Here is a 17,354-nt window from a genome sequence, read left to right as displayed (position 1 = left end):
GGAGAATATATGACAATTTATAATATAAATTTAGGCATTGGCTGGGCTAGTAGCGGTGTTGAATACGCCCAAGCTTATCGTGCTGGTGTTTTTCGGAAATTAAATCTGTCCTCTAAGTTTATCTTTACAGATATGATTTTAGCCGATAATATTCAGCACTTAACAGCAAATATTGGTTTTGATGATGATCAAGTGATCTGGCTTTATAATCATTTTACAGACATCAAGATTGCGCCGACTAGCGTGACAGTGGATGATGTCTTGGCTTACTTTGGTGGTGAAGAAAGTCACAGAGAAAAAAATGGCAAGGTTTTACGTGTCTTCTTTTCTGACCAAGGTAAGTTTGTAACCTGTTATTTGGTTGATGAGGACAAGGACTTGGTTCAACATGCTGAGTATGTCTTTAAAGGAAAACTGATTCGTAAGGATTACTTTTCTTATGCGCGTTATTGTAGCGAATACTTTGCTCCCAAGGACAATGTTGCAGTGCTATATCAAAGGACTTTTTATAATGAGGACGGAACTCCAGCCTATGATATTTTGATGAATCAAGGTAAGGAAGAAGTTTATCGTTTCAAGGATAAGATTTTCTATGGGAAGCAAGCCTTTATGCGTGCCTTTATGAAATCCTTGAATTTGAACAAGTCTGATTTGGTCATTCTCGATAGGGAGACAGGCATTGGGCAGGTTGTTTTTGAGGAAGCACAAGCAGCGCATTTAGCGGTAGTTGTTCATGCGGAGCATTATAGTGAAAATGTTACAAATGAGGATTACATCCTTTGGAATAACTATTATGACTACCAGTTTACCAATGCAGATAAGGTTGATTTCTTTATCGTATCCACTGATAGACAGAGAGAAGTTCTGCAAGAGCAATTTGCCAAATACACCCAGCACCAACCAAAGGTTGTTACCATTCCTGTAGGAAGTATTGATTCCTTGACAGAGTCAAGTCAAGGACGTAAGCCATTTTCATTGATTACGGCTTCACGTCTTGCCAAAGAAAAACACATTGACTGGTTGGTCAAGGCAGTCATTGAGGCTCGTAAGGAAATACCTGAATTAACCTTTGATATTTATGGTAGCGGTGGAGAAGATTCTCTGCTTAGAGACATTATTGCAACTCATCAGGCTGAGGATTATATCCAGCTCAAGGGGCATGCGGATCTTGCGCAGATTTATAGCCAGTATGAGGTCTACTTGACAGCTTCTACCAGCGAAGGCTTTGGTTTGACTTTGATGGAAGCAGTTGGTTCAGGTCTACCTCTAATTGGTTTTGATGTGCCTTATGGGAATCAGACCTTTATAGAAGATGGGCAAAATGGTTATTTGATTCCAAGTTCATCTGACCATGTAGAAGACCAGATCAAGCAAGCTTTTGCAGCTAAGATTTGTCAATTGTATCAAGAAAATCGTTTGGAAGCTATGCGTACCCACTCTTACCAGATTGCAGAAGGCTTCTTAACCAAAGAAATTTTAGAAAAGTGGAAGAAAACAGTAGAGGAGGTGCTCCATGATTGAACTTTATGATCGTTATAATCAGGAAAGTCGAGATTTACATGAAAGTCTAGTAGCTACTGGCCTTTCTCAACTTGGAGTGGTCATCGATGCAGATGGTTTTCTGCCTGATGGTCTGGTCTCTCCTTTTACCTATTATCTAGGTTACGAGGATGGAAAACCTCTCTATTTTAACCAAGTCCCTGTTCCAGCTTTTTGGGAAATTTCAGGAAATAATCAGTCTGCTCGTATTGAGGATGTGACACAGGAGAGAGCTGTTATTCATTATGCTGATGGAATGCAGGCTCGCTTGGTTAAACAGGTAGATTGGAAAGACTTGGAAGGTCGAGTACGTCAGGTTGACCATTATAATCGCTTCGGAGCCTGCTTTGCTACAACGACCTATAGCGCAGATAGTGAGCCGATTATGACGGTTTACCAAGATGTCAATGGTCAGGAAGTGTTACTTGAAAACCATGTGACGGGTGATATCTTATTGACCTTACCTGGTCAGTCCATGCGTTACTTTGCAAATAAGGTTGAATTTATTACCTTCTTTTTGCAAGATTTAGGATTCGATAACCATCAGCTTATCTTTAATACTCTAGCGACTCCTTTCTTGGTTTCCTTCCATCATCCAGATAAATCTGGTTCAGATGTTTTGGTTTGGCAGGAACCTCTCTATGATGCCATTCCAGGCAATATGCAGTTGATTTTAGAGAGTGATGATGTGCGCACTAAGAAAATCATCATTCCAAACAAGGCGACTTATGAACGTGCTTTAGAGTTGACTGACGAGAAATACCATGCTCAGTTTGTGCATTTGGGTTACCATTATCAGTTCAAACGTGATAATTTCCTTAGAAGAGATGCCTTAATCTTGACTAATTCAGATCAGATTGAGCAAGTAGAAGCAATCGTAGAAGCCTTGCCTGATGTTACCTTCCGTATCGCAGCGGTAACAGAGATGTCTTCTAAGCTCTTAGATATGCTTCGCTATCCTAATGTAGTCCTTTATCAGAACGCTAGTCCACAAAAAATTCAAGAACTTTATCAACTATCAGATATTTACTTGGATATAAACCATAGCAATGAGTTATTGCAGGCAGTGCGTCAGGCCTTTGAACACAATCTCTTGCTTCTTGGATTTCATCAGACGGTGCACAATAGACTCTATATCGCTCCAGACCATCTATTTGAAAGTAGTGAAGTCGCTGCTTTGGTTGAGAACATTAAATTGGCCCTTTCAGATGTTGAACAAATGCGTCAGGCACTTGGCAAACAAGGCCAACATGCCAACTATGTTGACTTGGTGCGATATCAGGAAACCATGCAAACTGTTTTAGGAGGCTAACATGTCAGAGGAAGATTTATTTTACAAAGACGTTGAAGGCCGCATGGAAGAGTTGAAACAAAAACCCATCAAGAAAGAAAAAGAAACCCGAGGGGAAAAGATTAGTAAAATTTTTTCACTCCTCTTGGGTTTAATGATTCTGATTGGTTTACTCTTTACTTTGCTGGGAATTTTGAGGTAGGCCTATGATTGACATACTGATTGTTTTAGCTATTATCCTATCTATTACTTTGATTGTATTGGTAACCATCCAACCCCGTCAAAATCAACTATTTTCAATGGATGCGACTAGTAATATTGGTAAACCAAGTTACTGGCAGAGCAATACTTTGGTAAAGGTGCTCACTTTATTGGTGAGTTTGGCCTTATTCGTTTTACTATTAACCTTTATGGTGATAACTTATACTCAATGAAAATCAAAGAGCAAACTAGGAAGCTAGCCGCAAGCTGTACTTGAGTACGGTAAGGCGACGCTGACGTGGTTTGAAGAGATTTTCGAAGAGTATTACAAATAAAAGAAAACTTCAGATACTCACCTTTTGTGATTGGTCTGAAGTTTTCTCTTTTTTACTGTCCATATTTTTGGTAAAAATCAACTTTCACCTGGATAAAGGTTTTGGCTTCACGTAGGAGTTGGAGGAGGGTGGCGCGAGTTTCAAATTCTTCTCTTGTCTTGGGCAGACTGCGATTACGAAAGACTTCTAGATAGCGTTCAATTTCATCTAGTAAATTAGAAGCAGGATTGGTTTGGCTTAGTTGGCCTGCAATTTTTGAAAAGAGTTGGGCCAAAATCAGGCTTTCACTGGCAGCAAGATGACAGGTGTTGATTTGCTGGGCCATATTTCGTAGGATACGACTTTGTCGCTGTCTCATCTCAAAGTAGTGGATATGGTAGTCGGTCTGGTGAAAGAGGTGGTCAGAGTGATCTAGGTAGACCAGTCTGAGGGCTTCTTCCAAAAGGGTATCCAATTCTTCAACCAGCTGTGCTCGGTTGCGTCCATCCCCTCTGGATAAATAATATTTGAAGCGCTGGAGGATATCTTTTAACTTTTCTTCAACCAGCGTGTAGTAGAGCTGGATTTCCTTCTCTCGTGAAGGCATATAGAGATTGACTAGTAGGGCAAACCCTGTACCGATAGCAAAGAGAAGAAATTCATTGACTAGAAGGTCTGGAGAGATTGATTTTTGTACCAAGAGATGGCTGACCAAAACGCTACTTGGTGTGATGCCAATTTCCCAGCCCATCTTGTAGGCTAGAGGAACGTAGAGAGCCAGATAGAGGCCAAGGCTCCAGATATGAAATCCGCTCAAGTGAAAAGCCAGAACACCGATAGCCAGAGCTAGAAGCATGGAAAAGAGTCGATTTTGTGCCAGTTTTAAAGTACTTCTACGGGTATCAGATAAACTTAAGAGAGCGATAATTCCAGCTGAGACAGCTGAGGAAAGATTAAGAAAGTAGGCAAGAAGGCAGGCAAGGCAGGTAGCTAAGATGAGTTTGGTCGTACGTTGGCTAATAGACATAAGAAATTCCTAGTAAGTTAGAATAAAAGTGGAAAAGACAAGACCTGAGCAGACTTGTCTTTATGAGTTATTTTTTACGGGCTGCTGCGTATTCGGCAACGGCAGTAAAGAGGACATCTGTAGAAGAATTAATAGCTGTTTCGCATGAGTCTTGGATGACACCAATCACAAATCCAACCCCCACAACTTGCATGGCAATATCGTTAGAAATACCAAAAAGGCTACAAGCAACTGGGATAAGGAGGAGGGAACCACCAGCGATACCAGAAGCTCCACAGGCTGAGATAGCTGCTACCACACTAAGGACAAAGGCTGTTGCAAAGTCAACAGGGATTCCAAGAGTATTTACTGCAGCAAGGGTCAAAATGTTAATAGTAATCGCTGCTCCTGCCATATTGATAGTAGAACCAAGTGGGATAGAAACTGAATAGGTATCTGGGTTGAGTCCAAGGTCATGGCAGAGTTTCATGTTTACAGGGATGTTAGCTGCAGAACTACGAGTGAAGAAGGCTGTTACACCACTGACACGCAAACATTTCCAAACGAGGGGATAAGGGTTTCTCTTCATAAAGAGGAAGGCAATCAATGGATTGACTACCAGAGCCACAAAGAACATAGTTGTCACCAAGAGGGCAAGCAAGATTCCGTAGTTGGCTAGGCTTCCGATTCCCTTATCAGAGATAGTTTTAAAGACAAGGCCTAGGATTCCAAATGGAGCTAGGTTGATGATCCATTCGACAATTTTAGAAGTCACATCGGCTATGGTGTTCAACAATTCTTTACTATTTTTACTGGCTTCTCTCATAGCAATACCGAAAATCACTGCCCAAGATAGGATTCCAATGTAGTTGGCTGTGACGAGAGCATTGACAGGGTTGTCTACGAGTTTAAGTAAGAGATTGCTAAGAACCTGACCTATACCATCAGGAGGCGTAACCTCTGTATTAGTACTATTTAAGGTAATTTCAACAGGAACGATGAAACTAGCAAAGACAGCCACAAGTGCCGCTGCAAAGGTTCCTACTAGATAAAGGAAGATAACAGTTTTCATATTGCTATCCTGTCCCTTTTGGTGTTTGGAAAGGGCATTGGCAACGAGGGCAAAGACCAAAATAGGTGCGATGGCTTTGAGACCACCAACAAAGAGATCTCCGAGTAGGCCGATTCCAGATACAGTAGGAAGTGTTAGTCCCAGGATTCCTCCAAAAAGCATACCAATCAAAATACGTTTGATTAGGCTTGCCTTATTCCAAGCATGAATGAGTTTTTTCATAATAACCTCCTTAGTTGTGTAATGTTTATGATTATAGTATAAATATGAACCAAAATCAAGAATTTTCTGTCTATTTTTGAAATTATTTTTGAATATTTATGGAGAATGACACTCTGTAAAAGTATGGTATAATAAATAAAAGGAGTTTTCTATGCAAGAATTTATTCAAACCTACCTCAATAAGCTTGATCTAACAGCGATTATTGAGAATATCTTAACCAAGCTACTTTCTCTGTTATTTCTATTTTTGCTCTTTTATATAGCTAAAAAACTGCTTCATACCATGGTGCAGAGAATTGTTAAACCTTCTCTAAAAATGTCTCGTCATGATGTCGGACGTCAGAAAACCATCTCACGTCTATTAGAAAATGTGTTTAATTATACCCTTTATTTCTTTTTACTTTACTGCATTTTGTCGATTTTAGGTTTGCCTGTTTCTAGTTTGCTGGCAGGTGCTGGGATTGCTGGGGTGGCTATTGGGATGGGAGCACAAGGTTTTCTGTCTGATGTCATCAATGGCTTTTTCATCCTTTTTGAACGTCAACTGGATGTGGGAGATGAGGTCGTTTTGACAAATGGTCCTATTACTGTATCGGGTCAGGTTGTCAGCGTCGGCATTCGAACAACGCAACTTAGAGGAGAAGATCAGGTTCTGCACTTCGTTCCCAATCGGAATATCACCGTCGTCAGCAATTTCTCTCGTACAGACCAGACCTGAAATGTTAGCAGATTTATGGTACAATAGAAAGAGTTTGGTAAAGGAGAGAAGATGTTTTTAGAAAAACAGCTGGGCAATGGTTGTACCTGGATTGACCTAGATTTGGATAAGTTGAAAAAACTAGAAGACCTTTCTGAAATCTACGGTTTGGACAAGGAAACCATTGAATACGCACTGGATAGAAATGAGCGTGCCCACATGGATTATCACCGTGAAAATGGGACTGTGACCTTTATCTATAATGTCTTGAACTTGAAAAAGGATAAGGCCTACTACGAAGCCTTTCCCATGACCTTTATCGTGGAACATCATCGCCTGATTACCATTAGTAATACCAAGAACGCCTATGTCATTGAACAGATGACCCGTTATCTGGAGAGTCATGACACGCTTTCGATTTACAAGTTTCTCTTTGCTAGTCTGGAAATCATCAGCAATGCCTACTATCCTGTCATCGAGCAGATGGACAAGAGTAAGGATGAGGTCAATGGCCTCTTGCGTCAGCGGACGACCAAGAAAAACCTCTTTGCCTTGTCTGACTTGGAGACAGGTATGGTTTATCTTACTGCGGCTGCCAAGCAAAATCGCATGTTGCTGGAATATATCCAAGGACATGCCCTCTATCGCAGTTTTAACGAAATTGAAAGAGAACAGTTTGATGATGCCATGATTGAGGCTCATCAGCTGGTATCCATGACAGACTTGATTTCTCAAGTCCTCCAACAACTATCAGCATCTTACAACAACATTCTAAACAACAACCTGAATGATAATTTGACAACCTTGACTATCATTTCAGTCTTGCTAGCGGTTTTGGCAGTCGTGACAGGCTTTTTCGGAATGAATGTTCCCCTACCTTTAACAGATGAGCCCCATGCTTGGCTCTACATCAGTTTGGCTAGTGCAGGTTTGTGGATTGTTTTGTCATTGTTACTAAGGAAAATTGCGAAAAAAAGTTAAGAAAAGGAGCCAGAATGGCGATTGAAAATTATATGCCAGATTTTGCTGTGGAAGCAGTTTATGATCTGACAGTCCCAAGCCTGCAGGCGCAGGGAATCAAGGCTGTTTTGGTCGATTTGGATAATACCCTCATTGCTTGGAATAATCCTGATGGGACGCCAGAGATGAAGCAATGGCTACATGACCTCCGTGACGCGGGTATTCGCATCATCGTGGTTTCAAATAACACCAAAAAACGAGTTCAACGTGCAGTTGAAAAATTTGGGATTGATTACGTTTATTGGGCTCTGAAGCCCTTCACATTTGGGATTGACCGTGCCATGAAGGAATTCCACTATGAGAAAAGTGAAGTGGTTATGGTCGGCGACCAGCTTATGACAGATATACGAGCAGCCCACCGTGCAGGTATTCGCTCAATCTTGGTCAAGCCCTTGGTCCAACACGATTCTATCAAAACGCAGATTAACCGAGCTCGTGAGCGCCGTGTGATGCGAAAAATCACTGAAAAGTACGGACCGATTACATATAAAAAAGGAATTTAACTATGGAAGAAATTCTCTGTATTGGTTGTGGAGCAACCATTCAGACGACAGACAAGGCTGGTCTTGGATTTACCCCCCAGTCGGCACTTGAAAAAGGTTTGGAGACTGGCGAAGTCTATTGCCAACGCTGTTTCCGTCTCCGCCACTATAATGAAATCACAGATGTCCAGTTGACGGACGATGATTTCCTCAAGCTCTTGCACGAGGTGGGAGACAGTGATGCTTTGGTAGTTAATGTCATTGATATCTTTGACTTTAATGGCTCTGTTATTCCAGGTTTGCCACGTTTTGTATCGGGTAATGATGTCCTCTTGGTCGGAAATAAAAAAGATATCCTGCCAAAGTCAGTTAAACCAGGAAAGATTAGCCAGTGGCTCATGGAGCGTGCCCACGAAGAAGGTCTTCGTCCAGTCGATGTCGTCCTAACTTCGGCCCAAAACAAACATGCTATTAAGGAAGTCATTGACAAGAGTGAACACTACCGAAAGGGCCGTAATGTTTATGTGGTTGGTGTAACCAACGTTGGAAAATCAACCCTCATCAATGCGATTATCCAAGAAATTACGGGTGACCAGAACGTGATTACAACTTCACGTTTCCCAGGAACAACCTTGGACAAGATTGAGATTCCGCTTGACGACGGATCTTATATTTACGATACGCCAGGAATCATCCACCGTCACCAGATGGCTCACTACTTGACGGCCAAAAATCTCAAGTATGTTAGCCCTAAAAAGGAAATCAAGCCAAAAACCTATCAACTCAATCCTGAACAAACCCTGTTTTTAGGTGGACTCGGACGCTTTGACTTTATATCAGGAGAAAAGCAAGGATTCACAGCCTTCTTTGACAATGAACTCAAACTCCATCGTACCAAACTTGAAGGCGCTAGTGCATTTTATGATAAGCACGTTGGAACACTTCTGACACCTCCAAATAGTAAGGAAAAAGAAGATTTTCCAAAACTAGTTCAACATGTCTTTAACATCAAGGACAAGACAGACCTAGTCATCTCAGGCCTAGGCTGGATCCGAGTAACAGGCACCGCAAAAGTCGCCGTCTGGGCACCAGAAGGCGTCGCCGTCGTCACACGAAAAGCAATTATTTAAAATGAAATCACTGAGCGAACAAAGTGAGCTCATAAAAAGATAGTTATTGCCGTGGTGTGATTGCCAATCGTTAGATTGGTAAGGGGCACAATTGAGACCTAGGCTCAATTGTGAGGTCAGGAAATCCATTTTTCAAAGATGAGATCTTTGAAAAATTAGTTCCGACTGTCCCTCACCACCTAAAATAACTATCAAAAAAACAAGGAAGAAATTATGTCATTAACATCAAAACAACGTGCCTTCCTCAACAGCCAGGCACACACCCTCAAACCCATCATCCAAATCGGGAAAAATGGTCTCAACGACCAAATCAAAACCAGCGTCCGTCAAGCTCTTGACGCCCGCGAATTGATTAAAGTCACTCTCTTGCAAAACACAGATGAAAATATCCACGAAGTAGCTGAAATCTTGGAAGAAGAAATCGGTGTGGATACAGTCCAAAAAATCGGACGCATTTTGATCTTGTATAAACAATCTAGCAAGAAAGAAAATCGCAAGATTTCTAAAAAAGTAAAAGAAATTTAACCACTATACTCCAAACAACTGTTTTTTACAGAGAAATAAAGGAGACTAGCCTATGACAATCGAATTATTGACTCCCTTTACCAAGGTAGAGTTGGAGCCAGAAATCAAGGAGAAAAAGCGCAAGCAAGTTGGAATTTTAGGGGGGAATTTTAACCCTGTTCACAATGCCCATCTCATTGTTGCGGACCAAGTACGGCAACAGTTGGGACTGGACCAGGTCCTGCTTATGCCTGAATACCAACCACCTCATGTAGATAAAAAGGAAACCATCCCCGAGCACCATCGTCTCAAGATGCTTGAATTGGCGATAGAGGGGATTGAAGGTCTGGACATTGAAACCATTGAGCTAGAGCGCAAGGGCATTTCCTATACCTACGACACCATGAAGATTTTAACAGAGAAGAATCTAGATACGGATTATTACTTTATCATCGGTGCCGATATGGTGGACTATCTACCTAAGTGGTACCGCATTGATGAGCTGGTCGACATGGTTCAGTTTGTGGGGGTTCAGCGCCCACGCTACAAGGCAGGGACTTCCTATCCAGTTATCTGGGTGGATGTGCCTCTCATGGATATTTCGTCCAGCATGGTGCGTGACTTCCTTGCCCAAGGTCGAAAACCCAACTTTCTCCTGCCTCAGCCTGTGCTGGACTACATCGAGAAGGAGGGGCTCTACTGATGTCCTATCAAGACTATATCAACTGCTCTCGCGAGGCTTTGTTGGAAAAAATGGCAGAGCTTCTACCCGAAAAACGCTTAACCCATTGCTTGGGTGTGGAGCGTGCAGCTATAGAACTGGCCCAGCGATTTGGTGTGGATACTGAGAAAGCCGGTCTAGCAGGTCTTCTTCATGACTATGCTAAAAAGTTGTCAGATCAGAAATTTCTAGACTTGATTGACCGTTACCAATTAGACCCTGACCTCAAAAACTGGGGCAATAATGTCTGGCATGGAATGGTGGGTATCTACAAGATTCAAGAAGACTTGGATTTGCATGATCCAGAAATCCTGCGAGCCATTGAAATCCATACAGTCGGGGCTGGTCAGATGACAGACTTAGACAAGGTCATCTACGTCGCAGACTATATCGAGCACAATCGTGCCTTTCCAGGTGTGGATGTGGCGCGTGAAATTGCTGAGCTATCGCTCAATAAGGCAGTGGCCTACGAAACAGCTCGTACTGTGGAGCATCTAGCTCATCAGGGATTTCCCATCTATCCCCAAACCCTTGAAACCTATAACGCCTTTGTGCACTATTTGAAAGAGGACTAAATGAAGACGGCTTTTATAATCATTGATGTTCAAAATATTTTAGTGGAAACTGGGTTCCAGACAAAAAGTCTATTGGAAAAAATTTCTTATTTACAAAACCAGGCTAGAAGCAAGAATATCGAAATTATTTATGTTCAACATATTGAGAACGCTGAAGCTCAAACATCAGAAGATTGGCAGTTATCTGAGCTTTTAAGCCGAAAACCTAATGAAAAGGTCTTTCAGAAGAAGTATAACAGTATTTTCAAAGAAACTGCTTTAAAAGAATACTTGGATAAACAGGGAATTGAAAAATTAGTTTTATGTGGTATGCAGACAGAATATTGTGTGGATACCTCTGTCAAAGTTGCCTTTGAATATGGCTATCAGCTTATTATTCCAGAAGGTGCTGTCACAACCTTTGATGGGAAAGACATTCCAGCAGAAACGATAAATGAATTCTATGAGGACATTTGGGAGGAGCGCTTTGCAGATGTCCTAGATTACAAACATATTTTCTAAAAAGAGGACTAAATGAACGAAAAAGAATTACTAGAACTAGTCGTGAAAGCGGCTGATGAGAAACGTGCGGAGGATATCCTCGCACTTGACGTACAAGATTTGACCAGCGTGACGGACTATTTTGTCATCACTAGCTCAATGAATAGCCGTCAGTTGGATGCTATCGCTGACAATATCCGTGAAAAAGTAGCTCAAGCAGGCTTTAAAGGCAGCCATATCGAAGGCGATGCAGCTGGAGGATGGGTCTTGCTGGACCTTGGTGCTGTCGTTGTGCATATCTTCTCAGAAGAAATGCGTGCCCACTATAACCTAGAGAAGCTATGGCATGAGGCAGACTCAGTAGATATTTCAGAAACTCTTGCTTAGAAGACGAACTCAGTTGCAGTCAACTGGGTTTTATTTGCTTATTTTAGAAGAAATTGATGGAAAGGTAAAGAGCGAGTGGTGTTTGCCATGGAGGCTCTTTGTATCATGATTATGGTAACTTATGAAACCTTTGCGGCGGTCTATGATGCGGTCATGGATGATAGTTTATACGATAAATGGACGGATTTTTCGCTACGTCATTTGCCTAAGACCAAGGAGAGAAAGAAACTCTTGGAATTGGCTTGTGGGACAGGAATTCAATCGGTGCGCTTCTCTCAGGCTGGTTTTGATGTGACTGGACTTGACTTGAGCGCGGATATGTTGAAGATTGCTGAGAAGAGAGCTGCTTCCGCCAAGCAAAAGATTGATTTTATTGAAGGCAATATGCTGGATTTGTCCAAGGCAGGTCAATATGATTTTGTCACGTGTTACTCGGACTCAATCTGCTACATGCAGGATGAGGTGGAAGTAGGGGACGTCTTTAAGGAAGTGTATAATGCCCTCAATGAAGATGGGGTTTTCATTTTTGATGTGCATTCGACTTACCAGACGGATGAAGTTTTTCCAGGCTATTCCTACCATGAAAATGCGGAAGACTTCGCCATGCTCTGGGACACCTATGAGGACGAAGCTCCTCACTCCATCGTGCATGAGTTGACTTTCTTTGTCAAGGAAGCAGATGGTTCCTTTAGTCGCCACGATGAAGTGCATGAGGAGCGGACTTATGAGGTCTTGACCTATGATATTTTGCTGGAACAGGCTGGTTTCAAGTCTTTCAAACTCTATGCCGACTTTGAGGACAAAGAGCCTACAGAAATTAGTACCCGTTGGTTTTTTGTCGCGCAGAAGTAGGAGATCACTATGACCATCACAGGCATTATAGCCGAGTTCAATCCTTTTCATAATGGGCACAAATACCTGCTGGATCAGGCAGAGGGGCTGAAAATTGTGGCTATGTCAGGGAATTTCATGCAGCGTGGAGAACCTGCTATCGTGGATAAGTGGACACGAGCCCAGATGGCTCTGGAAAATGGCGCAGATTTGGTAGTAGAATTGCCCTTTTTAGTCAGTGTTCAGGCAGCAGATTTTTTCGGCCAAGGAGCTGTGGATATCTTGGATAGGTTGGGTATTGATAGCCTAGTTTTTGGGACAGAAGAAGTTCTGGATTACCAGAAAATTACTGACTTATACACAGAGCAGGGTGCTGAGATGGAGAAATTTGTGGAAAATCTGCCTGATTCTCTTTCCTACCCACAGAAAACCCAAGCCATGTGGAAGGAATTTGTAGGTCTTGATTTTTCAGGCAATACGCCCAATCATGTTCTTGCTCTGGCCTATGTCAAGGCGGTTGCTGGACGAAACATCAAGCTGCATCCGATTCAACGTCAGGGCGCTGGTTACCATTCTGTGGATAAGGATGTGGACTTTGCCTCGGCGACAGCCCTCCGTCAGCACCAGAGAGACAAAGATTTCTTAGAACGCTTTATGCCTTCGGTTGACATCTTTGAAAATGCTAATAAGGTGAGTTGGGACGACTATTTTCCTTTGCTCCGCTATCAAATCTTGTCAAATCCCGACCTAACTACCATCTATCAGGTCAATCAAGAAATGGCTGTGCGCATTAATGAAGCTATTAAAACAGCCCAGTCTGTGGAAGAATTGGTCGAGTTAGTGACTACCAAACGTTACACCAAGGCGCGTGTCAGACGCCTTTTGACCTATATCTTAGTGCAGGCAAGAGAAAGTAATTTGCCAGAAGCCATTCATGTCCTTGGCTTTACCGAAAAAGGCAGACAACACCTCAAGTCTATGAAAGGGCAGGTCAATCTAGTCAGCCGAATTGGCAAGGAACCTTGGGATGCTATGACCCAAAAGGCAGATAGAATTTACCAACTAGGAAATCCAAGTATAGCAGAACAGAATTTCGGCAGAGTACTGATTAGAATAGAAACAAACTAAGTCTACTGAAAGGTAGGCTTTTTGAGATTTTTTACGAATAATACTCTTCGAAAATCTCTTCAAACCACGTCAACGTCGCCTTGCCGTAGGTATGGTTACTGACTTCGTCAGTTCTATCCACAACCTCAAAACGGTGTTTTGAGCAGCCTGCGGCTAGTTTCCTAGTTTGCTCTTTGATTTTCATTGAGTATAAATAGATAGAAAAGAAAATCTTGTACAAGTTCCTGACAATTTCTTTCTTTTTGTGTATAATAGTGGAAAAGAGGTAAAACGAGGTATGGTTATGGAAGCAGTTCTTTACTCAACATTCCGAAATCATTTAAAAGACTACATGAAAAAGGTAAATGATGAATTTGAGCCTTTGACGGTGGTCAATAAAAATCCAGATGAGGACATTGTAGTTCTTTCAAAGAGCGAATGGGACAGTATTCAGGAAACCCTGAGAATCGCTCAAAATAAGGAGTTATCAGACAAGGTTTTGCGAGGAATGGCTCAAGTTCGTGCTGGAAGCACTCAAGTCCATGTTATTGAGGAGTGAGGAATGCTACTCAAGTTTACAGAAGATGCCTGGGCAGATTATTGCTACTGGCAAACTCAGGACAAGAAAATGTTAAAAAGAATCAATAAACTAATCAAGGATATTCAACGTGATCCCTTTACAGGAATAGGTAAGCCAGAACCACTCAAGTATGATTACCAAGGAGCCTGGTCTCGCCGCATTGATGCAGAAAATCGCTTGATTTATATGATGGATGGAGATAGCGTGGCTTTCTTGTCCTTTAAAGATCATTACTAAGTCTACTGAAAAGTAGCCTTTTTCTCAAATCTTTACTAAACTAGGATTTCTAATAAATAGAGATTGTACTAATAAATTATAGTTGATTAAACACCACATTCCTCAAAACATATTCTATTTTAGGTTTGTGAAAATCACTTTTTTATGGTAGAATGTAAAGGAATGTATGTCATTCGGAATAACAATAAAATGAGGTAAAAACATGGAAATCATGTCGCTTGCGATTGCTGTTTTTGCCGTCATCATTGGTTTAGTCATTGGATATGTCAGCATCTCAGCCAAGATGAAATCATCTCAGGAAGCTGCAGAGTTGATGCTTTTAAATGCTGAACAAGAAGCAACTAATTTACGTGGACAAGCTGAGCGTGAAGCGGATTTATTGGTTAATGAAGCCAAACGTGAAAGCAAGTCTCTTAAAAAAGAAGCACTATTGGAGGCCAAAGAAGAAGCCAGAAAATACCGTGAAGAAGTGGACGCTGAATTCAAATCAGAACGTCAAGAACTCAAACAAATCGAAAGTCGTTTGACCGAGAGAGCTACTAGCCTTGACCGTAAGGACGACAATTTGACGAGTAAAGAACAAACACTTGAACAAAAAGAACAAAGTATTTCTGATAGAGCGAAAAACCTTGATGCGCGTGAAGAGCAATTAGAGGAAGTCGAAAGACAAAAAGAAGCAGAGCTAGAGCGTATTGGTGCCCTGTCTCAGGCAGAAGCACGAGATATTATCTTGGCACAGACAGAGGAAAACTTGACCAAGGAGATTGCCAGCCGTATTCGTGAAGCTGAGCAAGAGGTCAAGGAACGTTCTGATAAAATGGCCAAGGACATCTTGGTTCAAGCTATGCAACGTATCGCTGGTGAATATGTGGCAGAGTCAACAAACTCAACAGTCCATCTGCCAGACGATACTATGAAGGGACGCATTATTGGTCGTGAAGGTCGTAACATTCGTACCTTTGAAAGTTTGACAGGGGTCGATGTGATTATTGACGATACACCAGAAGTGGTAACCTTGTCAGGTTTTGATCCGATTCGTCGCGAAATTGCCCGTATGACTATGGAAATGTTGCTCAAAGATGGTCGTATTCATCCAGCTCGTATTGAAGAGTTGGTTGAGAAAAACCGTCAAGAGATTGACAATAAAATCCGTGAATATGGTGAGGCTGCCGCCTATGAGATTGGTGCGCCAAACCTTCACCCTGACTTGATGAAGATTATGGGACGTTTGCAGTTCCGTACTTCTTATGGACAAAATGTTTTGCGTCATTCGATTGAGGTTGCTAAGTTGGCTGGTATCATGGCGAGCGAGCTTGGTGAAAATGCAGCTCTTGCCCGTCGTGCTGGATTCCTTCACGATATTGGGAAAGCCATTGACCGCGAGGTTGAAGGTAGTCACGTTGAAATCGGTATGGAATTGGCTCGTAAGTACAAGGAACATCCAGTTGTGGTCAATACGATTGCTAGTCACCACGGTGATGTTGAAGCTGAGAGCGTGATTGCAGTTATCGTTGCTGCAGCAGATGCCTTGAGTGCAGCCCGTCCAGGTGCTCGTAGTGAGTCTCTTGAAAGCTACATCAAGCGTCTTCATGATTTGGAAGAAATTGCTAACGGCTTTGAAGGAGTACAAACTAGCTTTGCCCTTCAGGCAGGACGTGAAATCCGCATCATGGTCAATCCAGGACAAATCAAGGACGACAAAGTCACAATCTTGGCTCACAAAGTTCGTGAAAAAATTGAAAACAATCTCGATTACCCAGGAAATATCAAGGTAACCGTGATTCGCGAACTGCGTGCAGTAGATTATGCTAAATAAATAAGAAAGAGCAGTTGAAAAATTACTGCTTTTTTGTTACACTAGATAGAAAGACTGTAGAAGGATAGTTTGTACAAAATACTACTATCTGAAGGGAAATTTTATTTTTACAGACTGACTAAAAGGAGACACAATGGCAGACCGAGGCTTACTAATCGTTTTTTCTGGTCCTTCAGGGGTTGGAAAAGGAACGGTTAGAAGAGAGATTTTTGAGAGTTCTGAAAACCAATTTCAATACTCTGTATCGATGACGACACGCGCACAACGTCCTGGAGAAGTGGACGGTGTTGACTATTTCTTCCGCACTCGTGAAGAGTTTGAAGAGCTGATTCGTCAAGGGCAGATGTTGGAATACGCAGAATATGTCGGCAACTACTATGGAACTCCTCTGACCTATGTCAATGAAACCTTGGACAAGGGAATCGATGTTTTCCTTGAAATTGAAGTTCAAGGAGCTCTTCAGGTTAAGAAAAAGGTTCCAGATGCTGTCTTTATCTTCCTGACACCACCAGATTTGGATGAATTGCAAGATCGTTTGGTAGGACGTGGAACCGACAGTGCAGAAGTAATTGCCCAACGAATCGAAAAAGCCAAGGAAGAAATTGCTCTCATGCGTGAGTATGATTATGCGATTGTCAACGATCAGGTGCCCCTAGCTGCTGAGCGTGTCAAACGTGTGATCGAAGCAGAACACTTCCGTGTGGATCGTGTCATTGGTCACTATCAGGAGATGTTACCAAAATCTCCAACTACTCGATAAAATTTAGAAAATAGGTACAAGCAAATGATGTTAAAACCCTCTATTGATACCTTGCTAGACAAGGTTCCTTCAAAATATTCACTCGTAATCTTGGAAGCAAAACGTGCCCACGAATTGGAAGCAGGTGCGCCAGCAACTCAAGGTTTCAAGTCTGAAAAATCAACTCTTCGCGCTTTAGAAGAAATCGAATCAGGAAACGTTACAATTCACCCAGATCCAGAAGGAAAACGTGAAGCAGTGCGTCGCCGTATCGAAGAAGAAAAACGCCGCAAAGAAGAAGAAGAAAAGAAAATCAAAGAGCAAATCGCTAAAGAAAAAGAAGATGGTGAAAAAATTTAAGGTTGGGGGGACTCAATCTTATTTTTTCTATTACAAGAATGTA

At 41.9% G+C, this 17,354-nt stretch carries 22 protein-coding genes; 20 read left to right on the top strand and 2 right to left on the bottom strand.

Features of this window, described 5'->3' with window-relative positions; genetic code table 11:
* Nucleotides 1-9: 9 nt before the first annotated feature.
* The 4 genes from gtfA to asp5 are packed head-to-tail and all read left to right on the top strand — an operon-like array spanning nucleotide 10 to nucleotide 3,264.
* The gene (gene gtfA, locus SK629_RS08395; protein WP_042901431.1) at nucleotides 10-1,521 is read left to right on the top strand and encodes an accessory Sec system glycosyltransferase GtfA; all 1,512 of its coding nucleotides are present in this window, start codon (nucleotides 10-12) and stop codon (nucleotides 1,519-1,521) included.
* Nucleotides 1,514-2,851 (top strand): accessory Sec system glycosylation chaperone GtfB, encoded by a 1,338-nt coding sequence (gtfB, locus tag SK629_RS08390; RefSeq protein ID WP_042901430.1) that lies wholly within the window; start codon nucleotides 1,514-1,516, stop codon nucleotides 2,849-2,851. The genes gtfA and gtfB overlap by 8 nt, the downstream gene beginning before the upstream one ends.
* A 1-nt stretch (nucleotide 2,852) precedes the next feature.
* Nucleotides 2,853-3,032: an accessory Sec system protein Asp4 gene (gene asp4, locus SK629_RS08385; protein WP_042901429.1), complete on the top strand. Its 180-nt coding sequence runs from the start codon at nucleotides 2,853-2,855 to the stop codon at nucleotides 3,030-3,032.
* A gap of 4 nt (nucleotides 3,033-3,036) precedes the next feature.
* Entirely contained in the window at nucleotides 3,037-3,264 is a 228-nt protein-coding gene (gene asp5 / locus SK629_RS08380; RefSeq protein WP_042901428.1) for an accessory Sec system protein Asp5, read from the top strand.
* Between the two features lie 154 nt (nucleotides 3,265-3,418).
* Here the strand turns inward: asp5 and SK629_RS08375 are convergent, their stop codons facing one another.
* A complete protein-coding gene (locus SK629_RS08375) occupies nucleotides 3,419-4,372 on the bottom strand; it encodes an aromatic acid exporter family protein (RefSeq protein ID WP_042901427.1) in 954 nt (317 codons plus the stop codon).
* Nucleotides 4,373-4,439: 67 nt separating this feature from the next.
* Complete coding sequence (gene sstT, locus SK629_RS08370; protein WP_042901426.1) at nucleotides 4,440-5,645, bottom strand: serine/threonine transporter SstT; 1,206 nt, start codon at nucleotides 5,643-5,645, stop codon at nucleotides 4,440-4,442.
* 151 nt (nucleotides 5,646-5,796) lie between these two features.
* Here sstT and SK629_RS08365 point away from each other — a divergent pair, with 151 nt between their 5' ends.
* The 16 genes from SK629_RS08365 (at nucleotide 5,797) to rpoZ (ending at nucleotide 17,311) form a co-directional block, all read left to right on the top strand.
* Nucleotides 5,797-6,363, top strand: a complete 567-nt coding sequence (locus SK629_RS08365; RefSeq protein WP_042901425.1) for a mechanosensitive ion channel family protein — start codon at nucleotides 5,797-5,799, stop codon at nucleotides 6,361-6,363.
* 51 nt (nucleotides 6,364-6,414) lie between these two features.
* A complete protein-coding gene (locus SK629_RS08360; protein ID WP_042901424.1) occupies nucleotides 6,415-7,323 on the top strand; it encodes a magnesium transporter CorA family protein in 909 nt (302 codons plus the stop codon).
* 14 nt (nucleotides 7,324-7,337) lie between these two features.
* Nucleotides 7,338-7,865, top strand: a complete 528-nt coding sequence (locus tag SK629_RS08355; protein ID WP_000963748.1) for a YqeG family HAD IIIA-type phosphatase — start codon at nucleotides 7,338-7,340, stop codon at nucleotides 7,863-7,865.
* Between the two features lie 2 nt (nucleotides 7,866-7,867).
* The gene (gene yqeH, locus SK629_RS08350) at nucleotides 7,868-8,974 is read left to right on the top strand and encodes a ribosome biogenesis GTPase YqeH (RefSeq protein ID WP_042901423.1); all 1,107 of its coding nucleotides are present in this window, start codon (nucleotides 7,868-7,870) and stop codon (nucleotides 8,972-8,974) included.
* A gap of 213 nt (nucleotides 8,975-9,187) precedes the next feature.
* Entirely contained in the window at nucleotides 9,188-9,499 is a 312-nt protein-coding gene (gene yhbY / locus SK629_RS08345) for a ribosome assembly RNA-binding protein YhbY (RefSeq protein ID WP_000060171.1), read from the top strand.
* 52 nt (nucleotides 9,500-9,551) lie between these two features.
* Complete coding sequence (locus tag SK629_RS08340) at nucleotides 9,552-10,181, top strand: nicotinate-nucleotide adenylyltransferase (RefSeq protein WP_042901422.1); 630 nt, start codon at nucleotides 9,552-9,554, stop codon at nucleotides 10,179-10,181.
* Complete coding sequence (gene yqeK, locus SK629_RS08335) at nucleotides 10,181-10,774, top strand: bis(5'-nucleosyl)-tetraphosphatase (symmetrical) YqeK (RefSeq protein WP_042901421.1); 594 nt, start codon at nucleotides 10,181-10,183, stop codon at nucleotides 10,772-10,774. The genes SK629_RS08340 and yqeK overlap by 1 nt, the downstream gene beginning before the upstream one ends.
* Nucleotides 10,775-11,275, top strand: a complete 501-nt coding sequence (locus tag SK629_RS08330; protein WP_042901420.1) for a cysteine hydrolase family protein — start codon at nucleotides 10,775-10,777, stop codon at nucleotides 11,273-11,275. It begins immediately after the preceding gene.
* A gap of 12 nt (nucleotides 11,276-11,287) precedes the next feature.
* Nucleotides 11,288-11,641, top strand: coding sequence for a ribosome silencing factor (gene rsfS / locus SK629_RS08325; RefSeq protein ID WP_042901419.1), 354 nt, complete (start codon nucleotides 11,288-11,290; stop codon nucleotides 11,639-11,641).
* A 111-nt stretch (nucleotides 11,642-11,752) separates the two neighbouring features.
* Entirely contained in the window at nucleotides 11,753-12,493 is a 741-nt protein-coding gene (locus SK629_RS08320) for a class I SAM-dependent DNA methyltransferase (RefSeq protein WP_042901601.1), read from the top strand.
* A gap of 9 nt (nucleotides 12,494-12,502) precedes the next feature.
* Nucleotides 12,503-13,600: a nucleotidyltransferase gene (locus tag SK629_RS08315; RefSeq protein ID WP_042901418.1), complete on the top strand. Its 1,098-nt coding sequence runs from the start codon at nucleotides 12,503-12,505 to the stop codon at nucleotides 13,598-13,600.
* Between the two features lie 283 nt (nucleotides 13,601-13,883).
* Nucleotides 13,884-14,138, top strand: a complete 255-nt coding sequence (locus tag SK629_RS08305; protein ID WP_000388572.1) for a type II toxin-antitoxin system Phd/YefM family antitoxin — start codon at nucleotides 13,884-13,886, stop codon at nucleotides 14,136-14,138.
* 3 nt (nucleotides 14,139-14,141) lie between these two features.
* The gene (locus SK629_RS08300; protein ID WP_042901417.1) at nucleotides 14,142-14,396 is read left to right on the top strand and encodes a Txe/YoeB family addiction module toxin; all 255 of its coding nucleotides are present in this window, start codon (nucleotides 14,142-14,144) and stop codon (nucleotides 14,394-14,396) included.
* A 202-nt stretch (nucleotides 14,397-14,598) separates the two neighbouring features.
* Entirely contained in the window at nucleotides 14,599-16,212 is a 1,614-nt protein-coding gene (locus SK629_RS08295) for a ribonuclease Y (protein WP_000404936.1), read from the top strand.
* Between the two features lie 133 nt (nucleotides 16,213-16,345).
* Nucleotides 16,346-16,972 (top strand): guanylate kinase, encoded by a 627-nt coding sequence (gmk, locus tag SK629_RS08290; RefSeq protein ID WP_000775041.1) that lies wholly within the window; start codon nucleotides 16,346-16,348, stop codon nucleotides 16,970-16,972.
* A gap of 24 nt (nucleotides 16,973-16,996) precedes the next feature.
* Nucleotides 16,997-17,311: a DNA-directed RNA polymerase subunit omega gene (rpoZ, locus tag SK629_RS08285; protein WP_000979235.1), complete on the top strand. Its 315-nt coding sequence runs from the start codon at nucleotides 16,997-16,999 to the stop codon at nucleotides 17,309-17,311.
* Nucleotides 17,312-17,354 lie beyond the last annotated feature (43 nt).

This window comes from Streptococcus mitis (assembly GCF_000722695.1).
In the GTDB taxonomy this organism is placed as follows: Bacteria; Bacillota; Bacilli; order Lactobacillales; family Streptococcaceae; genus Streptococcus; species Streptococcus mitis_O.
The sequence above is the reverse complement of the archived record's forward strand: the minus strand, read 5'-3'. Positions and strand labels throughout refer to the sequence as shown.

Excerpts from the sequence above, each read along its gene's own strand:
- SK629_RS08360 (WP_042901424.1), top strand. The coding sequence starts at position 6,415 with ATGTTTTTAGAAAAACAGCTGGGCAATGGTTGTACCTGGATTGACCTA.
- sstT (WP_042901426.1), bottom strand. The coding sequence starts at position 5,645 with ATGAAAAAACTCATTCATGCTTGGAATAAGGCAAGCCTAATCAAACGT.
- SK629_RS08295 (WP_000404936.1), top strand. The coding sequence starts at position 14,599 with ATGGAAATCATGTCGCTTGCGATTGCTGTTTTTGCCGTCATCATTGGT.
- asp4 (WP_042901429.1), top strand. The coding sequence starts at position 2,853 with ATGTCAGAGGAAGATTTATTTTACAAAGACGTTGAAGGCCGCATGGAA.
- yqeK (WP_042901421.1), top strand. The coding sequence starts at position 10,181 with ATGTCCTATCAAGACTATATCAACTGCTCTCGCGAGGCTTTGTTGGAA.
- rpoZ (WP_000979235.1), top strand. The coding sequence starts at position 16,997 with ATGATGTTAAAACCCTCTATTGATACCTTGCTAGACAAGGTTCCTTCA.
- gmk (WP_000775041.1), top strand. The coding sequence starts at position 16,346 with ATGGCAGACCGAGGCTTACTAATCGTTTTTTCTGGTCCTTCAGGGGTT.
- SK629_RS08315 (WP_042901418.1), top strand. The coding sequence starts at position 12,503 with ATGACCATCACAGGCATTATAGCCGAGTTCAATCCTTTTCATAATGGG.
- rsfS (WP_042901419.1), top strand. The coding sequence starts at position 11,288 with ATGAACGAAAAAGAATTACTAGAACTAGTCGTGAAAGCGGCTGATGAG.
- yqeH (WP_042901423.1), top strand. The coding sequence starts at position 7,868 with ATGGAAGAAATTCTCTGTATTGGTTGTGGAGCAACCATTCAGACGACA.
- SK629_RS08355 (WP_000963748.1), top strand. The coding sequence starts at position 7,338 with ATGGCGATTGAAAATTATATGCCAGATTTTGCTGTGGAAGCAGTTTAT.
- SK629_RS08340 (WP_042901422.1), top strand. The coding sequence starts at position 9,552 with ATGACAATCGAATTATTGACTCCCTTTACCAAGGTAGAGTTGGAGCCA.
- SK629_RS08375 (WP_042901427.1), bottom strand. The coding sequence starts at position 4,372 with ATGTCTATTAGCCAACGTACGACCAAACTCATCTTAGCTACCTGCCTT.
- gtfB (WP_042901430.1), top strand. The coding sequence starts at position 1,514 with ATGATTGAACTTTATGATCGTTATAATCAGGAAAGTCGAGATTTACAT.
- gtfA (WP_042901431.1), top strand. The coding sequence starts at position 10 with ATGACAATTTATAATATAAATTTAGGCATTGGCTGGGCTAGTAGCGGT.
- SK629_RS08330 (WP_042901420.1), top strand. The coding sequence starts at position 10,775 with ATGAAGACGGCTTTTATAATCATTGATGTTCAAAATATTTTAGTGGAA.
- yhbY (WP_000060171.1), top strand. The coding sequence starts at position 9,188 with ATGTCATTAACATCAAAACAACGTGCCTTCCTCAACAGCCAGGCACAC.
- SK629_RS08365 (WP_042901425.1), top strand. The coding sequence starts at position 5,797 with ATGCAAGAATTTATTCAAACCTACCTCAATAAGCTTGATCTAACAGCG.
- SK629_RS08320 (WP_042901601.1), top strand. The coding sequence starts at position 11,753 with ATGGTAACTTATGAAACCTTTGCGGCGGTCTATGATGCGGTCATGGAT.
- SK629_RS08305 (WP_000388572.1), top strand. The coding sequence starts at position 13,884 with ATGGAAGCAGTTCTTTACTCAACATTCCGAAATCATTTAAAAGACTAC.
- asp5 (WP_042901428.1), top strand. The coding sequence starts at position 3,037 with ATGATTGACATACTGATTGTTTTAGCTATTATCCTATCTATTACTTTG.
- SK629_RS08300 (WP_042901417.1), top strand. The coding sequence starts at position 14,142 with ATGCTACTCAAGTTTACAGAAGATGCCTGGGCAGATTATTGCTACTGG.